The sequence below is a fragment of the Pseudomonas sp. TH07 genome, assembly GCF_016651285.1.
Lineage (GTDB): Bacteria > Pseudomonadota > Gammaproteobacteria > Pseudomonadales > Pseudomonadaceae > Aquipseudomonas.
The window spans coordinates 6,102,122-6,124,051 of the sequence record NZ_JAEKED010000001.1; the positions used below are offsets into that span (position 1 = coordinate 6,102,122).

Here is a 21,930-nt window from a genome sequence, read left to right on the forward strand (position 1 = left end):
ACCCCGGACAGGAGTCACCGTGCCATGAACCCGATCGCCCCCCGCCGATTCAAAACGGGTCACCTGCTGTTGCTGCTGATCATCGCCCTTGCCGCGTTTTTGCTGCTGCTCCCGACCCGGGTCCAGCCCGTGGCCTGGAGCCCTTCGCCGGCGCCGTCCCTGAGCAGCGGCCCCTATGCCGACAACCAGCGCCTCAAGGGGCTTGAAGGGGTGGGCGCCAGGGATATCGACGGCCCCGAAGCCCTGCTACTGGAAGACGGCCAATTGCTCAGCGGCCTGCACGATGGTCGAGTGATCCAGACCAGCCTCGATGGCAAGCTGCTGAAGGTCCTGGTCAATACCGGCGGCCGGCCCCTGGGCCTGGCGCGCCACCCCGATGGGCGGCTGATCATTGCCGACGGGATCAAGGGCCTGCTGGCGCTGGATACCCAAGGCCAGTTGAGTGTCTTGAGCACCGAGGCCAATGGCTTGAAATTCGGCTTCCCCGACGATGTGGCGGTGGACGCCGCCGGGCGCTACGCCTATTTCAGCGACGCCAGCAGCCGCTGGGGTTACGGCCAGGATGGCGAAGCGGTGATCGAGCACGGCGGCGACGGGCGTTTGTTGCGCTATGACTTCCAGAACGGCAAGACCGAGGTGCTGCTGGACCGCCTGGAGTTCGCCAACGGCATCGCCCTGGGGCCGGACGAAGCCTATGTGCTGGTCAACGAGACCGGTGCCTATCGCATCAGCCGCTATTGGCTCAAGGGCGAGCGCGCCGGGAGCCATGATCTGTTTATCGACAACCTGCCGGGGCTGCCGGACAACCTGAGTTTCAATGGCCGTGACCGGTTCTGGGTGGCGCTGTATGCCCCGCGCAATCCGTTGCTCGACGCCACGGCCGGTTACCCGTTGGTCCGCAAGATGGTGGTGCGGGCGCTGACGGTGCTGCCCAAACCGGTGGAGAAACGCGCCTTTGTCCTGGGCCTCGATACCCAGGGCCAGGTGATTGCCAACCTGCAGGACGCCAGCAGCGGCAATTATTCGCCGATCACCACGGTGCGCGAGTACGGCGACCACCTGTATTTCGGCTCACTCACCGCCCGCCACATGGCGCGCCTGCCCCTGAACCTGGCGTTGCAAAAACACCCGTAGCCCGTAGCCGCTGCCGAGGCACAAGACTGCGCTGGCCCTGGAAAGCGCCGGAGGTTTGTCAGGCATATCTTCGGCGTCGGTCAGGGCCAGCGTCCAAACGCGGCCCGAGCCTGCGGCAGCGGCTACGGGTGTAGCCGCGGGTTGAGGGTGGGGATGGTGTCAGGAACGGGCGGTGAGTTTCTGGGAGATTTCGTCCTTGATCAGCAGGCGTTTTTCCTTGAGTTTCCTCACTTCATCATCGGCGGCGGCAGCGGCCTCCGCTTGAACGACCTGAGCATCGATCGTGGAGTATTTGTCGAACAGCGCATTCAAGTGGGGGTCGTTGGCCCGGCACTGTTGAATGTCTTCTTTGCTGCGGCTCAGGTCTTGATAAATGTCGTGAATCACCGGCATGGAACACCTCCGTTTATTGATCGGAAACAAGCACGTTACCGCGCGTGTCGCCTACCAGAATGGCCTCGCCCCCCGGGGTCTGTCGACCGCCAATCGGACCAGCGGTAACCGTTCGTCGTCCATCCTTGCGCCAGATCATGCCTGCCCCAGGGCCTGGGCCAGAAATGGCGCGGTGCGGCTCTTGCGGTTTTTCGCCACCTGCTGCGGTGTGCCGCTGACCACCACCCGGCCACCCTGGTCGCCCGCTCCCGGGCCCATGTCGATCACCCAGTCGGCCTGGGCCACCACGCGCATTTCGTGCTCGACCACCACCACGCTGTGGCCGGCCTGCACCAGGTTGTCCAACTGCTCCAGCAGCCGGTCGACGTCCCGCGGGTGCAGGCCGGTGGTGGGCTCATCGAGTACGTAGAGGGTGGCGCCGCGCGGGTTGCGTTGCAGCTCGGTGGCCAGCTTGATGCGCTGCGCCTCGCCCCCCGACAGCTCGGTGGCCGGCTGCCCCAGTCGCAAGTAGCCCAGGCCGATATCGTGCAGCACCTGCAACGCGCGGCGAATGCCCGGCTGCTCGGCGAACACTGCCAGCGCTTCGAGCACCGTCAGTTGCAGCACCTGGGCGATGTTCAAGCCCTGCCACTCGATGGCCAGGGTCTGCCGGTGGTAGCGGGCCCCGTGACAGGTCGGGCACGGCGCATAGACGCTGGGCATAAACAGCAGTTCGACGCTGACAAAACCCTCACCCTCGCACGCCGGGCAGCGGCCCTTGGCGACGTTGAAGGAAAACTGTCCGGCGTCGTAGCCCTGCTCTCGGGCTTCGGGGGTGGCGGCAAACAGTTTGCGCACCTGGTCGAAGAGCCCGGTGTAGGTCGCCAGGTTCGAGCGCGGCGTGCGGCCGATGGGTTTCTGGTCGACCTGCACCAGGCGCTTGATCTGCTCCAGCCCGGCGCTGACCTGGCCGCCGCTGGTTTGCGGCGCATCGTCCTCGAGGTTGAGTTCTTCAGGCTCCTCGTTGCTCGACGCCTTGCCCAGGTGCGCGCCCACCAGTTCCAGCAAGGCATGGCTGACCAGGCTCGACTTGCCCGAACCCGACACCCCAGTCACCGCGGTAAAGCAGCCCAGGGGGAATTCGACGCTGAGGTCGCGCAGGTTATTGCGGGTGATGCCCTCCAGGCGCAGCCAGCCCTCGGCCTTGCGCAGCGTGCGCGGCACTGGGGCCTGTTCGCCGAACAGATAGGCCCGGGTCTGGGACGCGGCGACCTTGGCCAGGCCGGCCGGCGGACCGCTGTACAGCACCTGCCCGCCCTGCTCGCCGGCTGCCGGGCCGACATCGATCAACCAGTCGGCGCGGCGCATGGTCTGCAGGTCATGTTCCACCACAAACAGCGAATTGCCCGAGGCCTTGAGCCGTTGCAGCGCCTCGAACAAGGCTTCGGCATCCGCAGGGTGCAGGCCGGCAGAAGGCTCGTCGAGCACGTAGATCACGCCGAACAGTTGCGAGCCCAATTGCGTCGCCAGGCGCAGGCGTTGCAGCTCGCCGGAGGACAGGGTCGGCGTGCTGCGCTCCAGGGCCAGGTAGCCCAGGCCCAGGTCGGTCAAAGTGCTGACCCGCTCCAGCAAGTCCTGGGCGATGCGCTGGGCGGCCAGGCGTTTTTCCAGGGACAGGTTCGGCGTATGCCTCACATCCGGCGCCCCGGCATGCCCCGGCGCACCCTGGGCGACCCGCTGCTGGCGCGCCGCAGCTGTCTGCTGGTGGCTGAGCACCGCGCCGCCCTCCTCGGCCTCGGCCAGGTAGCCTTGCGTTGCCACCGGGCGCAGCACCTCGGCCAGTTGCAGCAGGGGCATCTGCGACAACTCGCCGATATCCAGCCCGGCAAAGGTCACCGACAGCGCCTCGCGCTTGAGGCGCTTGCCGTCGCACAGCGGGCACGGGCTGCCGAGCATGAACTGCGACACGCGCTTTTTCATCAGCGCGCTCTGGCTATGGCTGAAGGTGTGCAGCACGTAGCGCCGGGCGCCGCTGAAGGTGCCCATGTAACTGGGCTCCTGCTTGCGCTTGAGGGCTTCGCGGGTCTGGGCCGGGGTCAGCCCGGCGTAGACCGGCACCGTGGGGGTTTCTTCGGTGAAGAGAATCCAGTCGCGCTGTTTTTTCGGCAGCTGGCTCCAGGGAATGTCCACGTCATAGCCCAGGGTCACCAGAATGTCCCGCTGGTTCTGCCCCTGCCACGCCAGGGGCCAGGAAGCCACGGCCCGCTGGCGGATGCTCAGCGAGGGGTCGGGCACCATCGACGCCTCGGTCACCTCATACACCCGGCCCAGGCCATGGCATTGGCTGCAGGCGCCTTGGGGGGTATTGGGCGAGAAGTCTTCGGCATACAGCATCGGCTGCCCCGGCGGGTAGCTGCCGGCGCGGGAATACAGCATGCGGATCAAACTGGACAAGGTGGTCACGCTGCCCACCGACGAGCGGGTGCTGGGTGTGCCGCGCTGCTGTTGCAGGGCCACGGCCGGCGGCAGGCCTTCGATGGAGTCGACATCCGGCACCCCGACCTGATCGATCAGGCGCCGGGCATAGGGCGCCACCGATTCGAAATAGCGACGCTGGGCTTCGGCGTACAGGGTGGAAAACGCCAGGGACGACTTGCCCGAGCCCGAGACGCCGGTGAACACCACCAGGGCATCGCGGGGGATATCGACGTCGACGTTCTGCAGGTTGTGTTCGCGGGCGCCACGCACCCGGACGAAACCCGAGCTGTTCAAAGGCAGGGAGGACGCTGTGGAATCAGGGGACGGTGTGCGCTGCGAAGTCATGAGCCAGCCTTGTGTCGGGTGCCAGGAAGTGAAGAGCGACCAGACCGCGGATCATCACACAGTTGCCCGGCGCGATGCATCGCCGACGCAGGCAGGCCGCCCAGCTATTGGGGCAACGACAGGCGCTGAATGTTCAATGCCAGTGCTCGCCCGGCTCTCTTGCGGTGGCCCGGCGGTGGCAGCGCCGCGAGGCTCAGGCGCGAAACTGCCGGCCCCCCAGGTTATCGCTCAGGCCGGTGTGATTGAGGTCGTAGCGCAGCTCGGCAATCAGTTCGGCAATTGCCCGGGAGCTGGTCAAGGCCGCGGTGGCGATGCCGGTCACCAGCAGGTCGACCCGGCCACTGTCTGGGTCGCTGATGCGCACGGTCATCACCCCGTCGTGACCGATGGTGCATTGGCAGTACAGGGGCAGAAAACTTGATTCGACGATTTTGCGCAGTTCAAGGTTGGAGATCACAGTGGTACGTCCCAATCAATTGTCTAGTTCAACCCGCGCAAGACGAAGTCTGTTGTCATGAGGCCCTGTCGACACTTTTTTCGGTGTCGTTTCAGTTCAAGTTAGTACAACTTTGCAGCCTATAGCCTGCCCCAGGGCTTGTCGCCGATGTTTGTCGGTTTTATGCACTGCTTCACAGTTAGGCCGCGGGGTTCAGCTACCCAGCACCGACCTGACCATGCTCGTCAGTGCCTGGGGTCCGTAGGGTTTGCTCAGCAGGTGGGTGTCGGGGCTGAGCTGGTGATTGCGCGAGATGATGTCGCGGGTATGCCCGGAGGTGAACAGCACCGCGATCGGCGGGGTGCGGGACTTGGCCCACAGCGCCAGGTCGGAGCTTTTGATCAGGCCCGGCATCACCACGTCGGTGAAGATCAGGTCCACTTCCAGCCCGTCCATCAGGCACTGCATCGCGGCATCGCCGTTGATCGCGGTCAGCACCTGGTAACCCGCGCTTTCCAGCAGCTCGACCGCGGCGTTGCGCACATCCTCGTTGTCTTCCACCACCAGGATCCGCTCCTGGCCGCCGCCGCTGCGGGGCACGGGAAGTACCGGATCACTCGCCTCCGGCTCCAGGCTGCGGGCGAAGTACAGCTGCACCTGGGTGCCCTCCCCCGGAACGCTGAGCATGTCGATATGGCCACCGCTCTGCTTGACGAAACCGAACACCATGCTCAACCCCAGCCCGGTGCCCTGGCCCTCGGTCTTGGTGGTGAAAAACGGCTCGAACGCCTGCTTCAGCACCTCTGGCGCCATGCCGCCGCCGGTGTCGGCCACCGACAGGCGCACGTAGTCACCGGCGGCGATGCCCCTGTCGGCGCAGAACTCACGATCCAGGCTGATGTTTTCACCACGGATCAGGATAGTGCCCTCACCGCGCATGGCGTCGCGGGCGTTGATCGCCAGGTTGAGCACGGCGTTTTCCAGCTGGTTGCGGTCCACCCGGATGCACCACGGCGCTTCGGGCAATTGCACCTGGATGCGGATGGTTTCGCCCAGGGCCCGTTGCAGCAACTCTTCCATCCCCTCGTACAGGCTGTCCAGGCTGTACACCGCCGGCGACAAGGGCTGGCGCCGGGCAAAGGCCAGCAGTTGGGTCGACAGTTTGGCGCCACGCTCTACCGCGGCAATCGCGGTGCGCACCCGCCGCTGCACATTGGCGTTGTCCGGCTCGTGCCGGGCCAGCAAGTGCAGGTTGCCGGAGATGACTTGCAGCAGGTTGTTGAAGTCGTGGGCCACGCCGCCGGTGAGGCCGCCGATGGCTTCCAGTTTCTGCGCCTGGCGCAGTTGTTCTTCGGCCGCCAGGCGCGCCTGGACTTCGTCGGCCACCCGCTGTTCGAGGTTGCGGCTGAGCTGGCGCAAGGCTTCTTCGGCGATCTTGCGCTCGTGGATATCGATCAGCACCCCGGGAAAACGCAAGGGCTCGCCCGCGCTGTCGAACTCGCAACGGCCGCACGCCAGCAGCCAGCGGTAGCTGCCATCGGCGCAACGCACACGGTACTCGGCGTTGTAGGGACCACCCTTGGCCACGCTGTAATCGACCAGTTCGCGGACCCGTGGCAGATCATCGGGGTGCATCTGGCGTTCGGCGATTTCGCTGGGCAGATTGTCCAGGGGCTGATGCAGCGGATAACAGAAGGTCCGGGCAAAACGCTCATCGCCCGAGAGGCGATCGGCCTTGATGTCCCACACAAACGAACCCAGCAACGCCCCGGCGTTCAAGGCCAGTTGCACCCGCTCGTTCTCCGCCCGATACGCCTGCTCGGCGGCCTGCCGGCGCTGCTCGGAAATAACGTGGGCGGTGGTCTCCACCACGATCGCCATGACCCCAGCCGGGGCCTGGTTATCCCCCGCCACCGGGCTGTAATAGAGGTCGAGCCAGACCGGTTCCGGCACGCCGTTGCGCAGCAATTCAAGTTCTTTGTTGCGAAACGACAAGGTCCCGCCGCCGAGGCAGGTGCGCATGATTTCACGGTTGAAATCGGCGACTTCCGGCCAACCCAGCTCCACCGGGCAGCCCAGCAGGTACGGGTGGCGCCCGCCTGCGAATTGGGCATAGGCGTCGTTGTAGATCATGTAGCCCACCGGTCCCCAGAGCATCACCAGCGGCACCGGCGAGGCGAGCATGAACTGCACCGTGCTGCGCAGGCTGGGCGTCCAATGCTCGAGCGCGCCCAGGTCGGTGACGGCCCAGTCAAAGGCGCGAATGCGGCCTGCCATCTCGCCTTGCCAGCCTTGGCACCCATGGTGATCAGATAAGAACGGCATCGACGAACCCGGTTAGATCGTGGTCAGAAAAAGAAGCGCGGGCATGGCGCCCGGCGGGGCACAAGATAACCCAACCCACAGGCTTTGAGCATAGGCGCTGCAGATGGTTTCAAGGCGCGCTCACAGAAGCTCGAATTACCCAAAAAACCGGCCCTGCTTCACAGTTCGCCATGGGTTTTACCAGGTACAACCGGCCGCCTGTCGGGCCAGGGGCGGCTTCAGCGAAAATCGCGACTGTGCACGCTGATGCCATCGAGCAGCGAGCTGAGGTCAGTCAGGCGCCCGGCGATCAGGTGCCGGACCTCGCCTTCGGTTTCCAGGGTGCCGTCGACCTTGAGCAGTTGCGCCCCCACCAGCACCCGGCGCTGACGCTCGGCCAGGTCACGCCAGACCACCACATTGACGTTGCCGAACTCGTCTTCCAGGGTGACGAAGGTCACGCCACTGGCCGTGCCCGGACGCTGGCGCCCGGTGACCAGCCCGGCCACGCTGACCGGCCGCCCGTGCTCCAGCGCCAGCAGTTCCCGCGAGCTGCGGCAACGCCGGGCCTTGAGTTCGTCGCGCAGCAAGGCCAGGGGGTGCGGGCCGAGGGTGGTGCCCAGGCTCAGGTAGTCGGCTTGCAGGTCTTGCGCCACGCTGGGGTCCGGCAAGGCCACCGGCGCTTCCTCCTGGCTCGGCAGGCCGGCGAACAGGCCCAGTTGCTGTTGCACCCCCGCCACCTCCCAGCGCGCCCGATGGCGGTTGCCGGCCAGGCCGCGCAGGGCCCCGGCATCGGCCAGCAGTTCCTGGGCGCGCGTGTCGAGCTTGGCCCGCAGGCCCAGGTCGGCGATATCGACAAACCCTCGCTGCTGGCGCGCCGCCTCGATGCGTCGCCCATCCTCCTCGCGAAAGCCCTTGATCATGCGCAACCCCATGCGCAGTGCCGGCTGCGCACCGGGCAGCGGTTCCAGGCTGCAATCCCAGGCGCTGGAGCATACGTCCACCGGACGAATCTGCAATTGATGGCGACGGGCATCCTGGAGGATCTGGTCCGGGCTGTAGAAACCCATGGGCCAGCTGTTGATCAGGGCACAGGCAAAGGCCGCCGGCTCATGGCACTTGAGCCAGCAACTGGCGTAGGTCAGCAAGGCAAAACTGGCGGCGTGGGATTCGGGGAAGCCGTAATTGCCGAAGCCCTTGATCTGCTCGAAGATCTGCGCGGCAAATGCTTCGCTGTAGCCTCGGTCGACCATGCGCCCGCGCAGGCGCTCGCGGTGCGGCTCCAGGCCACCGTGGCGTTTCCAGGCGGCCATGGAGCGGCGCAACTGGTCGGCCTCGCCGGGGGTGTATTGGGCGGCGACCATGGCGATCTGCATCACCTGCTCCTGAAACAGCGGCACCCCCAGGGTGCGCTTGAGCACGGCCTCAAGCTCGGCTGACGGGTAGGTTTCCGCTTCCTGTTTATTGCGCCGCCGCAGATAAGGGTGAACCATGCCGCCCTGGATCGGCCCCGGGCGCACGATGGCCACCTCGATCACCAGGTCGTAATAGGTCTTGGGCTTGAGCCGGGGCAGCATCGACATCTGCGCCCGGGACTCGATCTGGAACACGCCGATGGTGTCGGCGCGGCTGATCATCTCGTAGGTCGCCGCGTCCTCGGCAGGGATCGACGCCAGGCTCCAGCGCTGGCCGCGATAGGCGTGGATCAGGTCGAAGCAGCGGCGGATCGCGCTGAGCATGCCCAGGGCCAGGATATCTACCTTGAGCAGGCCGACCATGTCCAGGTCGTCCTTGTCCCACTGGATGATGGTGCGCTCGGCCATGGCGGCGTTTTCCACCGGCACCAGGGTGTCCAGGGGCTGCTCGGAAATCACGAAGCCCCCAGGGTGCTGGGACAGGTGCCGGGGAAAACCGATCAACTGCCCGGTCAGGCTCAGCACCCGGCGCAAGACCTGGCTGTCGGGGTCGAAGCCGGCTTCCTGCAGGCGCTCAGTGCTGGGCGGGGTGTCGCTCCAGTGGCCGCAGCAGTCGGCCAGGGCATTGACCTGATCCGGCGGCAGGCCCAGGGCCTTGGCTACATCGCGCACCGCGCCGGCGCCGTGGTAGGTGCTGACCACCGCGGTCAGCGCCGCGCGATGGCGACCATAACGGCGGAACACGTACTGCAGCACTTCTTCGCGGCGCTCGTGTTCAAAGTCGACGTCGATGTCGGGCGGCTCGTTGCGCTCGCGGGATAAAAAGCGCTCGAACAACATGGTCGAGCGATCGGGATCGATCTCGGTGATGCCCAGGGCGAAACACACCACCGAGTTGGCCGCCGAGCCACGGCCCTGACACAGGATGTGCTGCTTGCGGGCGAAGGTGACGATGTCGTGCACCGTGAGGAAATAGCTCTCGTACCTGAGCTCGATGATCAGCTCCAGCTCGTTCTCGATCTGTGCCAGCACCTCGGGCCGTGCACCGCGTGGCCAGCGCCAGGCGCAGCCCTGGGTGGTCAGCTGCCGCAACCAACTGGCCGAGGTATGACCCTGGGGCACCAGCTCCCGGGGGTACTGGTACTGCAACTGGCACAGGTCGAACGTGCAACGCCGGGCGATGTGCAGCGACTCCTCAAGCAGCGCCGCCGGGTACAGGCTGCGCAAGGCTTCGAGGCTGCGCAGATGGCGCTCGCCATTGGGGTGCAGGCGCTGCCCGGCTTCGGCCACCGGCAGGTGATGACGGATCGCGGTCATGGTGTCTTGCAGCGCCCGGCGTCCGCGCACATGCATGTGCACGTCGCCCGTGGCCAGGGGCCTGATCTGCAACTGCGCCGCCAGCGCCAGCAACCCGGCCAGACGCCGGGCATCGTCCTGGCCGCAGTGCAACTCCACCGCCAGCCACAACCGCTCGCCAAACAACCCCTTGAGCCAATGGCCGTCGGCCGGTGCATCGAGTGCATCCGGCAGCCACAGCGCCAACAGGCCAGGCCAGGGTTCGCTGAAATCCTCACGCAGCACCCGGTACTGGCCCTTTTCCGCCCGGCGCCGGGCACGGGTGATCAGCCGGCACAGGCTCTGGTAACCCTCCAGGTTCTCCACCAACAGCAGCAGTTTCGGGCCGTTCTCGATGCGCAGTTCGCTGCCGACAATCAGCGCCACTCCGCTGTCCCGGGAGGCTTGCCAGGCGCGCACGATCCCGGACAGGGTGCACTCATCGGTGATCGCCAGGGCCTGATAACCCTGGTCCCGGGCCCGTTCGAACAGCTCGCGGGCGCTGGAGGCACCGCGCTGGAAACTGAAGTTCGACAGGCAGTGAAGCTCGGCATACCCCCTCATGCGAACCAGCCTTGCAACAGCAACGGCCCGCCCGCGCCAACCGCACGATAAGCCCAGCCCTGCTGGCCGCTGCGGGTTTCGATCAGGTAGTAATCACGGCGCACATCGGCGCCGTCCCACCAGCCGGACTCGATGCGTTCAGGGCCCATGAGGATCCGCGCCGAACCTTCCGCCACCGGCAGCGCCTCCTGCAACAACCAGCCCGGGCGCAACAGGCCGGGGATGGCCACGCAGGGCTGATGCGCGGCGCCCAGTTGCCAGCTGCATTCGGGGCGGTGGTCGGCCTGAAACCCCAGGCTGACCACCGCCTCATCCCCCAGGCGCGCGCGCAGGCGTTCACGCAGTTGTTCCCAGGGCAGGGACTGCTGGGGGCGTTCATCGAACAGTTCGCGGCGCTCGGGCACAAAGCTCGGCAGGTCTTCGGCCACCAGGCGCAGGCTGCGTACCGGCGCGGGCACCTGGATCTGTTCCAGGCGCCCGCGAGCCAGTTCGAACAGCATCGCCGGGTCGCGCTCGGCGCTGAGCAGCCCGACCTTGACCAGGGTGTCGGCCAGCTCCCCGTGCTCCAGGTGCAGGTCGAAGCGCTGCACCCCGCTGTCGCGGCCACAGAGAAACGCCGCCAGGTCGCCGGTCAGCCGGCGCAGGGGAAACAGCAGCGCCTGGTGCGATTGCACATCGAAATTAAGCTCGATGCGCAGGTCGAAGCGGTCCGGCGGCTGATAGAACGCCAGGGCCAGGGGCCGCTCGCCGAGCAGGGCATCGAGCTGCTTGAGCAGGCCGGCCTCGAAACGTCGGGCCAGGGTTGCCCGGGGCAGCGCCCGCACTTGCTCGAAACTGCGCAGGCCCATGCGCGACAGCGCCGTGGCGGCCAGGGGTTCCAGGCCCAGGCGGTCCAGGGGCATCGGGCCCAGGGCCTGGCGCAAGGCCCCGTCATCGGCCACCGCCAGGCCATCGTAGGCATTGGCCAAGACCCGGGCCGCCGCCGGGTTGGGCGCGGCGACAATCCGGTGGCGAAAGCCCAGGGCCGCCAATTCCGCACGCAGCCGCGCCTCGAACGCCGGCCAGGGCCCGAACAGGCCCAGGCTCGATTCAATCTCGAACAGCAGCGTGCGTGGATAACGCACGCTGACCTGGGAACTGAAACGGTAGGCCCAGGCCGCCAGGAACTGTTGCCAATGCTCGATCTCATCGACGTCGTATTCGGCACTGGCAAAGGCTTTGGTCATGGCGTGGGCAGCGGTCAGCGATTGCCCCGGGTACAGGCCCAGTTCGCGGGCCGCGCCATTCACCGCCTGGATCACCCGGCGCTGCGCGGTGCCGCTCAGCAGCGCCAGCGGCTCCTGGGGTTCGGGGCGCTGGCGCAACGCGGCATCCAACGCCAATTGCGGGAACACAATGCACACCCAGCGCATGCCAACCTCAGTGCCCGGCCGTAAAGGCGATGGGCGCGGCCTGGGCCAGTCCGCCCCGGCACTTGAGCACCCGTAGCTGTGCCGGCCGCCCATCCACGGCAATGCGCAGGGAGGCCGGCGACGGGTTGACCGCCTCCTGCAACGAGCGATAGGCAAAGGCCAGGGTCTGCCCGGTTTCGGCCGCCACCTGCAACCGACGCAAGGCCCGGTCATCGGCCTGCTGCGGCCAGCACAACACCGCGCCGCAACTGCCGGAACGCAGGCACTGCTCGGCCGCCCACAAGGCATCGCGCTCGCCGGCCTGGATCACCGACAGCTGGCGCACATCGACACCGGCGTTCTGCCAGGCCTGGGGGTAAGGCACATAAGGCGGCGCCACCAGCACGATGCGCTCCCCCGCCGCACTCAGGCGCGCCAGGGTCGGCCACACCAGCTGCAACTCGCCCACGCCCTGGGCCGCGACCAGGATTTCCGTCAGCGCCGCTTCCGGCCAGCCACCACTGGGCAAGGCCGCATCCAGCGCCGCGTGCCCGGTGGGCTGGGGGCTGACGGCAGGCGCACTGGGCCGGCCCTTCCACACCCGGCCGGCATTGAACAGGGTGTCGAGTGCAACCACGGCGCCCATCAGCCTTGCCTCACCAGGCCACAGAACACGCCTTCGATGGCCAGGTCCTGATCGTCGCGCACCAGAATCGGCTCATAGGCCGGGTTGCGTGGCAGCAGCCGCACGCCCTCGGCCGTGCGCTGGAAACGCTTGATGGTGACTTCACCGTCCAGCCGCGCGACCACGATCTGCCCGTTACGCGCCTCGGCCTCGCGGTGCACGGCCACCAGGTCGCCGTCGAGAATGCCGTCCTCGATCATCGAATCGCCCTGCACCCGCAACAGGTAATCCGGAGTGCGGGAGAACATCCCGGGGTCGAGCAACAGGCGACTGTGGACCTCGGCATCAGCATCCATCGGCCGCCCGGCGGCGACCCGGCCCAGGACCGGGATGTCCAGCAACTCGGCGCGGGCGGGCTGATCGAGCAGGCGGATGCCCCGCGCCTGATGGGGGTTGACCTCGATAAACCCGGCCTCGGTCAACGCCAGCACATGCTTGCGCGCCACGCTGCGCGAGGCAAAACCAAAGGCCTCGGCGATTTCGGCAAGGCTGGGGGGTTGGCCCTGACCGGCGATTCGCTCGCGGATAAAAGTCAGGATGGCACTGCGGCGGGGGCTGAGAGTCGTCATGGAGTACATTTGTACTCCTCTCGGATTTTTCTGACAAGAGCCGGTGATCGGTCTGAGAAAGGCGAGTCCCCTGGCATACTAGGCCCGCCCTCGGCACCGGCTGCGCCAAGGCTCACGAGAGCCTGCGCCTTCATGGATGAACAATGAAAAGAGACCTCGCATGACCGCCCCCTCCACGCCTGCGCTGTATCAAATCCTGGACCCCGACCTGCTTGAATTGTTGACATGGGACAAGGGCAAAAAACGCGGTTTTAGTCCCTGGCCTTCCGGCGGTCTTAACCATCTGACCTATGGACTGATGACCTGGCTGGTGATGCGGGCCTTGAAGGTCGAGCGCTTTCCGTGGCACCCGGATTCGCGCGCACGGGAGAAACCCAGCGACCCAGATGCCGACGTACTCAACAGTTTTTTGAAAGCATTAATGGCCGACCCAGTGAAATTGGACCGCATCTGCCAAGAGATCCTCGATATACAGGCATGTACGCGCAGCTACCTGAACCCGTCAGGAAAAACAATAAAACTCCGGCGCTCAGTAGAGGATCTGGAAAAAACTTCCGAAGGCTACGCAACCCGGCTGTACAACGCTCAGCAAGCGGCCATTCAAATGGATTTGAGTCATTTCTGGTTCCCGGTCGATGGGCTGACGTCATGGGGCACCGGGCCTTACACCAACAACGACGTGCTGATAGAGATGGACATCGATATAGACGATATCGTCTGGGTCGGAGAAATCTTCCACCACGGCCCTGGCTCAGGGACGACCGGTGAAAGCGGTGAATATGTGGTCGTTAACCGAGCCTGTGACGGACGCATGAAAATCCCCACCGGCGCAGTCTCTCCAATCGGCGACCCGCCAGTAATCACGCAGAAACGTTTTGCAGATAGGGAGTCCGCCAAAGCCTATTTGAAAAAAGCATCCCGGACACTGGGCGCGCCGGCTGCAACCTGGTGCCTGGAGCACAACGACGGTTCTAAACGCCATCCTCCACTCCCTCTCAAAGAACGCATTGCCAAGGCGTATCGAGTGCTCGTCACTGGGAACTGCTACCCCAATTCGAAAGACAGGTGATGGGGGTGGGGAGGAGCTGGATACCGCTGGTTGCGTAACGGTCCCGAAACGTGCGCCTGCGTTATTTTCGTCCCTCCCAGGCTCCAGACGTCCCTCCTGGCCAGCGCAGCCTTCGGCAGCGGCTACAGCTGTAGCCGCTGCCGCAGGCCGCGCTGGCCCTTGAGGGCGCCGTAGGGTATCAGGGCGTTAGGCTGTGGCAGCCAGGGCGCGCAGGTCGAGGCGGCCGTCGAGCAGTGGCGGACACCAGTAGTAGCCGCCGGTGATCGGGCGGCTCATGCGGTACAGGCCGTCGGTGATGCCGTCTTCCAGGCCGCTCATGCGCCGTAGCTGGACTTCGAAGGCGTTCAGGGTGTGGCCGAAGGCGAGAAACATCAGGCCGGCGCGGTCACCTTCGATCCAGGGCATCGAGCGACGCACCATAAAGGCTTCCGGGGTGAAGCTTTCCTGGGCGGTGCGTTTGACATGGGCCGAGATCGGCGCGTCGTCCAGTTCTTCGTTGTCGCTCAGGCGGCGGCCCATGATGTTGTCGCGCTGTTCACCGGTCATCGCGGCAAACCCGCTGAGGTCGTGCTGCCACTGCTGGATCGCGGCAAAACTGCCACCGCGCAAGCCATCGGCGCCAGGGGCCAGGGCGGCAGCGATGGCGGCCTCGTCGTGGGGGTTTTCGGTGCCGTCTTCATAACCGGTCAGGTCATGCCCGGTCTTGTGGCGGAAGGCTTCGTTCATCTGCACCAGGCGCAGGGCCGGGGCCAGGGCGGCCTCCAGGGCGCGGCTGCGGTGCAGCAGTTCGCCACGCTCATCGCCATGCAGCCAGACCCACAACGCGTGCTGGGTCGAAGGGTTATCCACGCCGACACCGCTCAGTGCCGGGAACGCCTTGAGCCCCTGTATACGCCCGCCCAGGGCCTTGACCAGCGAAGCACCAAAACCCACTACCGCCGTCTGCCCGTCGACCAATGTCAGCAACTGATCGAGGGCCGCCGGCAGCGCGTCGATGGCGTCGAGGGTGAAAAACAAATGACGCGCCTGGGACGGAACGGGGGCGGCAAGAATGCCCGGCTGGTAGTAACTCATAGCGACTCCTTGAAGAAAGCGCGGAGTTTACCCGCAGGCCCCGGGTTTGTGGGGACTGCGACCGGTAAAAACAGACTTTGCTCAAGCTTCGGCAGTCGCTCCCCGCCCTTCCCTGTCACTTGATTCGATAATGAAACGTATTACGCACCGCCGGCACGGCCACGGCCTGGCCATCGATGATTCGCGGCTGGTAGCGAAAGGTCTGCGCCGCCGCCAGTGAAGGTCGCATAAACAGCGGATGGCAGCCCTCCAGGACCTTGGGGTTATCGATCTTGCCCTGGGGGGTGACGGTGTACTCCACGGTGCAGTCGCCTTCGAGGTTTTTATCCAGGGCGCGCTGGGGGTAATCCGGAGCCTCCTTGCTCAGGGGTAGATATTGGCGACTGTCGGCAGCGGCCTGGGCGGCTTGCTGGCGGGCGCGCTCGGCGGCCTGGCGCGCCTGGGCCTCACGCTGCGCCTGGGCGACCTGTTGCTGCTGGGCTTCGCGCTGATGCTGCTGCTCGGCTTCCAGGCGTTCGCGCTGCTGGCGCTGTTGCTCGACCTGCTGTTCGCGTTTTTTATCCTCGACCCGCTTGCGGGCCAGGGCCGCCTGTTCCAGCTTTTGCGCCTGCACCTGCGGCTCGGGCACAACCTTGGGCGGCTCCGGCACCGGCTCGCGCAATGCGGCCGGCGGCGGGCTCGGTGCGACCTCGGCCGGCAGTGGCTCGGGAGCCTGGGGTACAGGGGCCGGCGGCAACATCACCAATTGAGTCTTGAGCACCCTGGGCGGCTCGACTGGCGGCTTGTCCACCGACCAGCCGGCCACCAGCAAGGCCAGGACCCCGGCGTGCAACGCCAGGGCCAAGGCCGCCGCCAGCACGTTGGGCAGGCGTTTGCCAGGGGCCAGCGGCGACAGGTGCAAAGTGGGGCCGGGCATGATCATCGCGTTCATTGCGGGGCCTCGGTCACCAGCCCGAGGTTGCTCACCCCACCCTGCTGCAGGGCGGCCATGGCCGCGACCACACTGCCGTAGCCAGCGTCCTTGTCAGCGCGGATATACACCTGGGTGTCGCTGCGCCGGGCCACGATCTGCGCCACCTTGGCGCGCATTTCATCCAGGTCCACGGCGCTGTCGGTCTGACTGCTGGTGTCCAGTTCGCCGCCCAGGTTCCAGTAGTAACCGCCCTCGGCCTTGACCGACAGCGTGAGGATCTGCTGCCGGGTATCGTTGGCCAGGGCCTCACTGGCGACCTTGGGCAGCTCGATCTTCACGCCCTGGGTCAGCATCGGCGCGGTGACCATAAAGATCACCAGCAGCACCAGCATCACGTCGATGTAAGGCACCACGTTCATCTCCGCCTTGGGCCCGTGCTTGCGTTGCGGCCTGACTAACATGTGCATTCTCCTTTCAGGCGGCCACGGCCAGGTTCAACGGGGCGCCATGCAGCTTACGGTGCAGGCGCGCCTGAAGCTCGTTGCCGAAGGCGTAATAGCGGGTGAGCAAGGTCTGGCCCCGGGCCGAAAAACGGTTGTAGGCAATCACCGCCGGAATCGCCGCAAACAGGCCGATGGCCGTGGCGATCAAGGCTTCGGCGATCCCCGGCGCTACCGTCGACAAGGTCGCCTGCTGCACCTGGGACAGACCGAGGAAGGAATTCATGATCCCCCACACGGTGCCAAACAGGCCGATGTAGGGGCTGACCGAACCCACGGTGGCGAGGAACTGCAGGCCTTTTTCCAACTGCACTTCCTGTTCGCTGATGGCCACGGACAACGAGCGCTCGACCCCTTCGAGCACCACGTCGGCGGGGTTGCCGGGTTGCTGCCCAAGCTGGCTGTATGCCTGGAAGCCGGCGAGGAAGATCGGCTCCACCCCGCCCTCGCGATCACCGCTGTGCTGGCTCTCGCGGTACAGCGACGGCAGCTCCGGGGCGCTGCGAAAGCGCTGGATAAAGTCGTTCATCTGCCGCTCGCAACGGCTCAAGACCGCGCTGCGTTGAATGATCAGGTACCAGCTGAGCAACGAGGCCAGCAGCAAGGTCAGCATCACCGCCTTGACCAACAGGCTGGCATCGCTGATCAGCCCCCAGATCGTCATGTGTTCCAGTGTCGCTTGCATGGTGTCGCTCCTGTGTGCCAGCCCGGGAACAGTCGATGCGCGACTGCCCGCAGGCTATTGGATGAAAGTGTGATGACCGATTGATGACAGCCCGCCTCAGGGCAGTTTCAGCGCCCGGGTGACCTCGGCCCAGGGCACGAACTTGAAGTTCTGGGTCTGCTCGGGCATGCGCTTGCGCCCGTCCTGCACCACCAGCATGCCCTGGCTCCAGGGCCCACCCAGGTTGACCGAGGTGACTTCGATGCCGTCGGTTTCCGAGGCACCGTCGATACCGGCGGCGGCGTTGATCCCGACCCGGAACGCACCGTGGGAAGCAAAGGGCGGCTCGGCGTCGAGCACCAGGTAGCTGTCGTTGCCCTGGCTGGAAATCACCAGGTAGTCCCGCGCATTGCTTTGGTACAGGGCCAGGCCCTCGACATCGGCATGCAGTTGCGGGCCGACCTTGATCACAGTGCTCAGGGTTGCCGGCTGCTCGGGACGGGCGTCCACCGCCCACACCCCAACATCCTCCTCGCCGATAAACAGCCGCTGGCGCTGGTCGTCGGCCACGCAGCCTTCAGGCTGGCTGGCGACCTTGAACTGGCGCACCAGCTCGCCCTGCACCACGCCGTTGGGCGCACTCAGGCGGTACTGGACAAAGGTCCCGTCCTTGCCGTTGGCGATGGCGTACAACTCGCCGCTGGCCGGCTGGAACAGGCACATGCCGTAGATTTCCTTAAGCGGCGTAGGGATCTCCCCCGCTTCACGCAACTCGCCGCTGCTGCGGTCGATGGCGAACAGGCTGAGGCTGTTGTGATCGCGATTGCTGGCCACCGCCAGGTCGACCTTGAGTTCGCCCAGCGCGAAGTTGGGCCGCACGTCGACGTTGTTCAGGCGCCCCACCGGCAACTCTTGCAGCAGCTTGCCTTGCAGGTCATAGGCCAGCAGGCCCTGTTTTTTATTGGTGCCCAGGACCCGGCTCAAGGCCGGTTGCTGGGGGTGAATCCAGATCGCCGGATCGTCCGCCGCATCGCCCTGGCGCCCCACCGGGTCGCTCTGGCTGGCCGCCGCCACGTTGGGCAGTGGCGGTGACAGCGGCACCGGGCTCGCCTGCCAGTTCAACTCGCCCTGAAAGAGGCGCCCGTCCTCGTCATCGCGCAGCAGCACTTGAACGCCTGTGGCGGTGGCTTGCAGGGCCAGGTTTTCCGGTTCCACCAGGCCCGGCAACGGCAGCGCGGCCACGGCTTGCCAAAGCTCGCCCTGCTGCTGGTAGAGGTGCAGTTGTGCAGCCTTGGGGTCGAGGCCGAGCACCCCGCCCGGCATGAGCGCCATGGCCCCGGCGGCTTTTTTGAGGTCGCCGAAGGGTGCGCGCAAGGCCACCGGCAGGCGCTCTACATCGGCTTCCGGGTGCGCCGGATAGGCCCACCAGCCCACGTGTTGCTCATTGACCAGCAGTTGGTTGGCGCCATCGTCGACCTGGCAGAACTGCGCCGCCGGTGGCAGCGGCAAGCCGCGCACGCGCTGGGGTTGGGGGGTCAGTTGCGCGCCATTGCCCACCAGCCACTGCTCGCCCTTGCCCTCCTCGCCCACCAGGAACAGAAACAGGTTGCTGGCCTCGTCGCGGTACAGGCACAGGCCGTTTACCGGGTAGTCGCGGGCCGGCAGATACACCGGCTGCCCCCAATTGCGGGTGCGTGGGTCGAGGCTCACCAGCAGCGCTTGCTGGCGCTGGTTGTCGAGGCTGGCCACCAGCACTTGCTGGCCGGCGGCGCGGCTGTCCAGGGCACTGAACGACCCCGGCAAACGCGCCAGCTCCGCGCCCTGGGCATCGAGCAATAGCAAGCCGTCGCGCTCGCTGGCGGCCAGGCGCTCAGGCCCCAGTTGCGCCGGCAGAAAGCTCAGGGCGCTCAGTTCAAGGTGCTGGGTCGCGGCCCAGGGTTGCAGTTGCAGCCTGGGCACCGCAGGCGCGGCCAAGACCGCGGTCGAGGCCAGGGCCAGCAGCGTGGCCAGCAAGGTCGGCTTGGAGAACGGCTGAATCTTCATCAACGGTAGAAATCCTTGTGGTTCATCCGGGGCGGCGCCGGCCAGCAGCGCCGCCGGGGTTCAGAAGTGGGTAAAGGTCAGGCCGAGCTTGTAGGTCGGGCCGTACTCTTCGTACTGGCCGTTGTAGGCGCGATGGCCGGTGTAGACGAAGTACGACTCATCGGTGAGGTTCTGCGCCTCGAAGCTCAGTTGCAGGTTCTTGCTCAGCGAGTAGCGCGCGCTGAAGTCGACGAACGTCTGGGCATCGACGTGCAGGTCGTGGGCCTTGTCGTTGATCGACGCCAGCTCGTAGAGGTAGTCGGATTTGTAGTTGGCCGACAGGCGCAGGCTGACGGTGTCGTCTTCCCAGCCGAGCATCAGGTTGCCCACGGTGTCCGACTGGTTGGGCAGCGCAATATCACGCTTGCGATTGCGGCCACTGGCCTGGTCGAAGCCCTCGATGCTGGCGCTGGAGCGGCTGAAGGTACTGTTGGCGCCGATCAGCAGGCCGTTCCAGGGCGCGGGCAGCCAGTCGAACTTCTGCGAGTAGGCCAGCTCCAGGCCATACAGCTTGGCGCTGTCGCCGTTGTCGAAACTGTGGGCTTCGGAGAAACCGGCCCAGGCGCCCGTGCCGGCGAGGTCGGTGTTGTAGACGAAGTTCTTGATGTCTTTGTAGAACACAAAGGCCGAGACGGTGCCGGCGCGCCCCATGTAGTGCTCGATGCCCAGGTCGAGGTTGCTCGACTCCAGCGGCTTGAGGTCGGGATTGCCGAAGGTGGCTTCGTCGCCGTCGATGACAAACCCCGGGGCCAGTTGGCCAAAGGTCGGGCGCACCACGGACTTGGTCCAGGCCGCGCGCACCTGGGTGTTTTTATCCAGCTGGTAGCGCGCATGCAGGCCCGGCAGCCAGTGGTGATAACGGCGCTGGGTCTCGGTGGCGGTGTAGGCGCCGTCGGTGACCCCGGTGCCCTTGGCTTCGAACTCGGTGCCTTCGTAGCGCAGGCCGGCGATAAAGCGCCAGTCGTCGATGTCGAGGGTGTTCATCAGGTAGCCGGCGTTGATGTCTTCGCGAATGGTGAAGTCGTTGACCCGGGATTCCTGCTCGTCATAAAAGTCGGCGCGATCGAGGCTGCCGATCAGGTCCTTGATCGCCGAGCCGCTGATTCCCGGGCCGAACCGGCCGAGGCGGTAATCGACGCTGCCCTTCTGGAACTGCGTGAGGTTGAGCTGCTGGTCGCTGAAGCCCAGGGTGTCGAAGTCCTTGTAGACCCAGGCATCCAGGTCGTTGTCCTTGTTGCGCCGGCTGACCTTGCCGCCGAACTTGACCTGGGACGCGTAGCCGCTGAAGTCGTAGTCACGGGCCAGGTCCAGGCGCAGGTTCTTCTCGGTGTCGGTGGTTTTCTGTTGTTCCCAGTCGACCTTGTCCAGGGTGAAGTTGGCCGGGTCATAGAAACCCGCGCCGATGATCGGCCGCGGCTTTTGCGTGTCGTAGAAACCGCTGTCGGCAAAGTCGCTGTTGCCTTCGAAGGTGGCACCGGCGATATGTCCCGGGCTGTCTTCGCTGGACCGGCTGTAGCCGGCCTGGCCGCTGAGGGTCCAGAGCCCGACCATCCGCTCGCCGCCGAATACGTAGGACTGGATTTCCTGGGTCTCTTCGCGCTGCTTGAGCTTGCGCTTGCCCTCGGCGTCGCCCAGTTGACCGGAGGCCTGGGGGTCGGCGAATTCGATGCTGGTGGAGTTGCGCGTCTCGCTGTCCTTGTAGCGGCTGTAGAGGGTACGCAGGTAATAGCGGGAGTCGTCGTCGGGCTTGTAGTCGAAGTTCAGGCCGCCACCGGCACGTTCGCGGCTGATGTCGTAGTCCCGTTGTTCAAATTCTTGCAGCCGCGCGCCTTGCTGGAAGTCCCAGGCGCCGCCGGTCTCGACGTTGTCTGAGCCGAAATCGCGCTTCTGCCAGCTCAGGGCCGCGGCCACGCCGAAGTTGTCGATGCCGTCGCCGAGGCTGAAGCGGTTGCTGGCGGCGCCGGAGAATTTGGGGCTGGTCTGGTGGCTGTTCTGGTCGTAGCTGGCTTCGCTGCTGCCGGTGTAGAACAGGCCCTTGTGGTCGAACGCCGACAGGCTCTGTACATCGACAGTGCCGCCCAGGGAGTTGGCGTCCATGTCCGGGGTCAGGGTCTTGATCACCGACAGCGACTGCACCAGCTCGGAGGGCAGCACATCCAGGGCCACGGCGCGGCGCGCGCTCTCCGGCGAAGGCACCAGGGTGCCGTTGATGGTCACACTGTTGAGGTCCGGCCCCAGCCCGCGCACGCTGACAAACCGGCCTTCGCCCTGATCGCGCTCGACGCTGATCCCCGGCAGGCGCTGTACCGCCTCGGCGACGTTTTCATCCGGCAACTGGGCAACGCCATCGGCGTGCACCACGCTTTTGATGCTGTCGGAACTGCGCTGCTCCTTGAGCGCCTGGTCAATGCTGGCGGCCTGGCCGACCACTTCGACGTGCTCAATGCCGGCGTCCATTTGCGCCGCGCTCAGGCGCTCGCTGGCCACGGCCAGGGCCAGCGCGGTGAGTGTGAAGCCGACCAGCCCGAGCGTGCCGTTGCGCTGATGATTGCTGCGCGTTTCCATCCTGTCCTCCCCCAAAGAGTCGGTTAACGCCAGGC

Annotated in this window: 16 protein-coding genes; 2 read left to right on the forward strand and 14 right to left on the reverse strand. The window is 65.8% G+C overall.

Going from position 1 to position 21,930, the window contains the following annotated elements:
• Nucleotides 1-24: 24 nt before the first annotated feature.
• Nucleotides 25-1,134: an SMP-30/gluconolactonase/LRE family protein gene (locus JFU57_RS27830; protein WP_201131512.1), complete on the forward strand. Its 1,110-nt coding sequence runs from the start codon at nucleotides 25-27 to the stop codon at nucleotides 1,132-1,134.
• A gap of 159 nt (nucleotides 1,135-1,293) precedes the next feature.
• Here JFU57_RS27830 and JFU57_RS27835 read toward each other — a convergent pair whose 3' ends face one another.
• The 8 genes from JFU57_RS27835 to lexA all read right to left on the reverse strand — a co-directional run bounded on the left by JFU57_RS27835 (nucleotide 1,294) and on the right by lexA (nucleotide 13,037).
• Nucleotides 1,294-1,527 carry a DUF465 domain-containing protein gene (locus tag JFU57_RS27835; RefSeq protein WP_078468732.1) on the reverse strand — a complete coding sequence of 78 codons (234 nt, stop codon included), beginning with the start codon at nucleotides 1,525-1,527 and terminating at the stop codon, nucleotides 1,294-1,296.
• A gap of 135 nt (nucleotides 1,528-1,662) precedes the next feature.
• Nucleotides 1,663-4,329 carry an excinuclease ABC subunit UvrA gene (gene uvrA / locus JFU57_RS27840; RefSeq protein ID WP_201131513.1) on the reverse strand — a complete coding sequence of 889 codons (2,667 nt, stop codon included), beginning with the start codon at nucleotides 4,327-4,329 and terminating at the stop codon, nucleotides 1,663-1,665.
• Nucleotides 4,330-4,522: 193 nt separating this feature from the next.
• On the reverse strand, nucleotides 4,523-4,786 hold the full coding sequence (locus tag JFU57_RS27845; RefSeq protein ID WP_020296920.1) for a DUF1652 domain-containing protein: 264 nt from the start codon (nucleotides 4,784-4,786) through the stop codon (nucleotides 4,523-4,525).
• Nucleotides 4,787-4,978: 192 nt separating this feature from the next.
• A complete protein-coding gene (locus JFU57_RS27850) occupies nucleotides 4,979-7,090 on the reverse strand; it encodes a hybrid sensor histidine kinase/response regulator (protein WP_201131514.1) in 2,112 nt (703 codons plus the stop codon).
• A 218-nt stretch (nucleotides 7,091-7,308) separates the two neighbouring features.
• Nucleotides 7,309-10,383, reverse strand: a complete 3,075-nt coding sequence (locus JFU57_RS27855) for an error-prone DNA polymerase (protein WP_201131515.1) — start codon at nucleotides 10,381-10,383, stop codon at nucleotides 7,309-7,311.
• A complete protein-coding gene (locus tag JFU57_RS27860) occupies nucleotides 10,380-11,795 on the reverse strand; it encodes a Y-family DNA polymerase (protein WP_201131516.1) in 1,416 nt (471 codons plus the stop codon). Before JFU57_RS27860 ends, JFU57_RS27855 begins: the two co-directional genes overlap by 4 nt.
• Before the next feature lie 7 nt (nucleotides 11,796-11,802).
• On the reverse strand, nucleotides 11,803-12,420 hold the full coding sequence (gene imuA, locus JFU57_RS27865; RefSeq protein WP_201131517.1) for a translesion DNA synthesis-associated protein ImuA: 618 nt from the start codon (nucleotides 12,418-12,420) through the stop codon (nucleotides 11,803-11,805).
• The gene (lexA, locus tag JFU57_RS27870; protein WP_201131518.1) at nucleotides 12,420-13,037 is read right to left on the reverse strand and encodes a transcriptional repressor LexA; all 618 of its coding nucleotides are present in this window, start codon (nucleotides 13,035-13,037) and stop codon (nucleotides 12,420-12,422) included. Before lexA ends, imuA begins: the two co-directional genes overlap by 1 nt.
• Nucleotides 13,038-13,188: 151 nt before the next feature.
• Between lexA and JFU57_RS27875 the strand changes: the two genes are divergently transcribed.
• Complete coding sequence (locus JFU57_RS27875; protein ID WP_201131519.1) at nucleotides 13,189-14,097, forward strand: hypothetical protein; 909 nt, start codon at nucleotides 13,189-13,191, stop codon at nucleotides 14,095-14,097.
• Between the two features lie 186 nt (nucleotides 14,098-14,283).
• Here the strand turns inward: JFU57_RS27875 and JFU57_RS27880 are convergent, their stop codons facing one another.
• The 6 genes from JFU57_RS27880 to JFU57_RS27905 form a co-directional block, all read right to left on the reverse strand.
• Entirely contained in the window at nucleotides 14,284-15,171 is an 888-nt protein-coding gene (locus JFU57_RS27880) for a Dyp-type peroxidase (protein ID WP_201131520.1), read from the reverse strand.
• A 115-nt stretch (nucleotides 15,172-15,286) separates the two neighbouring features.
• Nucleotides 15,287-16,102, reverse strand: a complete 816-nt coding sequence (locus JFU57_RS27885; protein ID WP_201131521.1) for an energy transducer TonB — start codon at nucleotides 16,100-16,102, stop codon at nucleotides 15,287-15,289.
• Nucleotides 16,099-16,545, reverse strand: coding sequence for a protein TolR (gene tolR, locus JFU57_RS27890; RefSeq protein WP_078468722.1), 447 nt, complete (start codon nucleotides 16,543-16,545; stop codon nucleotides 16,099-16,101). Before tolR ends, JFU57_RS27885 begins: the two co-directional genes overlap by 4 nt.
• Before the next feature lie 13 nt (nucleotides 16,546-16,558).
• On the reverse strand, nucleotides 16,559-17,269 hold the full coding sequence (gene tolQ / locus JFU57_RS27895; protein ID WP_078468721.1) for a protein TolQ: 711 nt from the start codon (nucleotides 17,267-17,269) through the stop codon (nucleotides 16,559-16,561).
• Nucleotides 17,270-17,365: 96 nt separating this feature from the next.
• Nucleotides 17,366-19,291: a phytase gene (locus JFU57_RS27900; protein ID WP_201131522.1), complete on the reverse strand. Its 1,926-nt coding sequence runs from the start codon at nucleotides 19,289-19,291 to the stop codon at nucleotides 17,366-17,368.
• A gap of 60 nt (nucleotides 19,292-19,351) precedes the next feature.
• On the reverse strand, nucleotides 19,352-21,895 hold the full coding sequence (locus JFU57_RS27905) for a TonB-dependent receptor (RefSeq protein ID WP_201131523.1): 2,544 nt from the start codon (nucleotides 21,893-21,895) through the stop codon (nucleotides 19,352-19,354).
• Nucleotides 21,896-21,930 lie beyond the last annotated feature (35 nt).

Excerpts from the sequence above, each read along its gene's own strand:
- tolR (WP_078468722.1), bottom strand. The coding sequence starts at position 16,545 with ATGTTAGTCAGGCCGCAACGCAAGCACGGGCCCAAGGCGGAGATGAAC.
- JFU57_RS27880 (WP_201131520.1), bottom strand. The coding sequence starts at position 15,171 with ATGAGTTACTACCAGCCGGGCATTCTTGCCGCCCCCGTTCCGTCCCAG.
- uvrA (WP_201131513.1), bottom strand. The coding sequence starts at position 4,329 with ATGACTTCGCAGCGCACACCGTCCCCTGATTCCACAGCGTCCTCCCTG.
- JFU57_RS27830 (WP_201131512.1), top strand. The coding sequence starts at position 25 with ATGAACCCGATCGCCCCCCGCCGATTCAAAACGGGTCACCTGCTGTTG.
- JFU57_RS27850 (WP_201131514.1), bottom strand. The coding sequence starts at position 7,090 with ATGCCGTTCTTATCTGATCACCATGGGTGCCAAGGCTGGCAAGGCGAG.
- JFU57_RS27875 (WP_201131519.1), top strand. The coding sequence starts at position 13,189 with ATGACCGCCCCCTCCACGCCTGCGCTGTATCAAATCCTGGACCCCGAC.
- imuA (WP_201131517.1), bottom strand. The coding sequence starts at position 12,420 with ATGGGCGCCGTGGTTGCACTCGACACCCTGTTCAATGCCGGCCGGGTG.
- JFU57_RS27905 (WP_201131523.1), bottom strand. The coding sequence starts at position 21,895 with ATGGAAACGCGCAGCAATCATCAGCGCAACGGCACGCTCGGGCTGGTC.
- tolQ (WP_078468721.1), bottom strand. The coding sequence starts at position 17,269 with ATGCAAGCGACACTGGAACACATGACGATCTGGGGGCTGATCAGCGAT.
- lexA (WP_201131518.1), bottom strand. The coding sequence starts at position 13,037 with ATGTACTCCATGACGACTCTCAGCCCCCGCCGCAGTGCCATCCTGACT.
- JFU57_RS27835 (WP_078468732.1), bottom strand. The coding sequence starts at position 1,527 with ATGCCGGTGATTCACGACATTTATCAAGACCTGAGCCGCAGCAAAGAA.
- JFU57_RS27860 (WP_201131516.1), bottom strand. The coding sequence starts at position 11,795 with ATGCGCTGGGTGTGCATTGTGTTCCCGCAATTGGCGTTGGATGCCGCG.
- JFU57_RS27885 (WP_201131521.1), bottom strand. The coding sequence starts at position 16,102 with ATGAACGCGATGATCATGCCCGGCCCCACTTTGCACCTGTCGCCGCTG.
- JFU57_RS27900 (WP_201131522.1), bottom strand. The coding sequence starts at position 19,291 with ATGAAGATTCAGCCGTTCTCCAAGCCGACCTTGCTGGCCACGCTGCTG.
- JFU57_RS27855 (WP_201131515.1), bottom strand. The coding sequence starts at position 10,383 with ATGAGGGGGTATGCCGAGCTTCACTGCCTGTCGAACTTCAGTTTCCAG.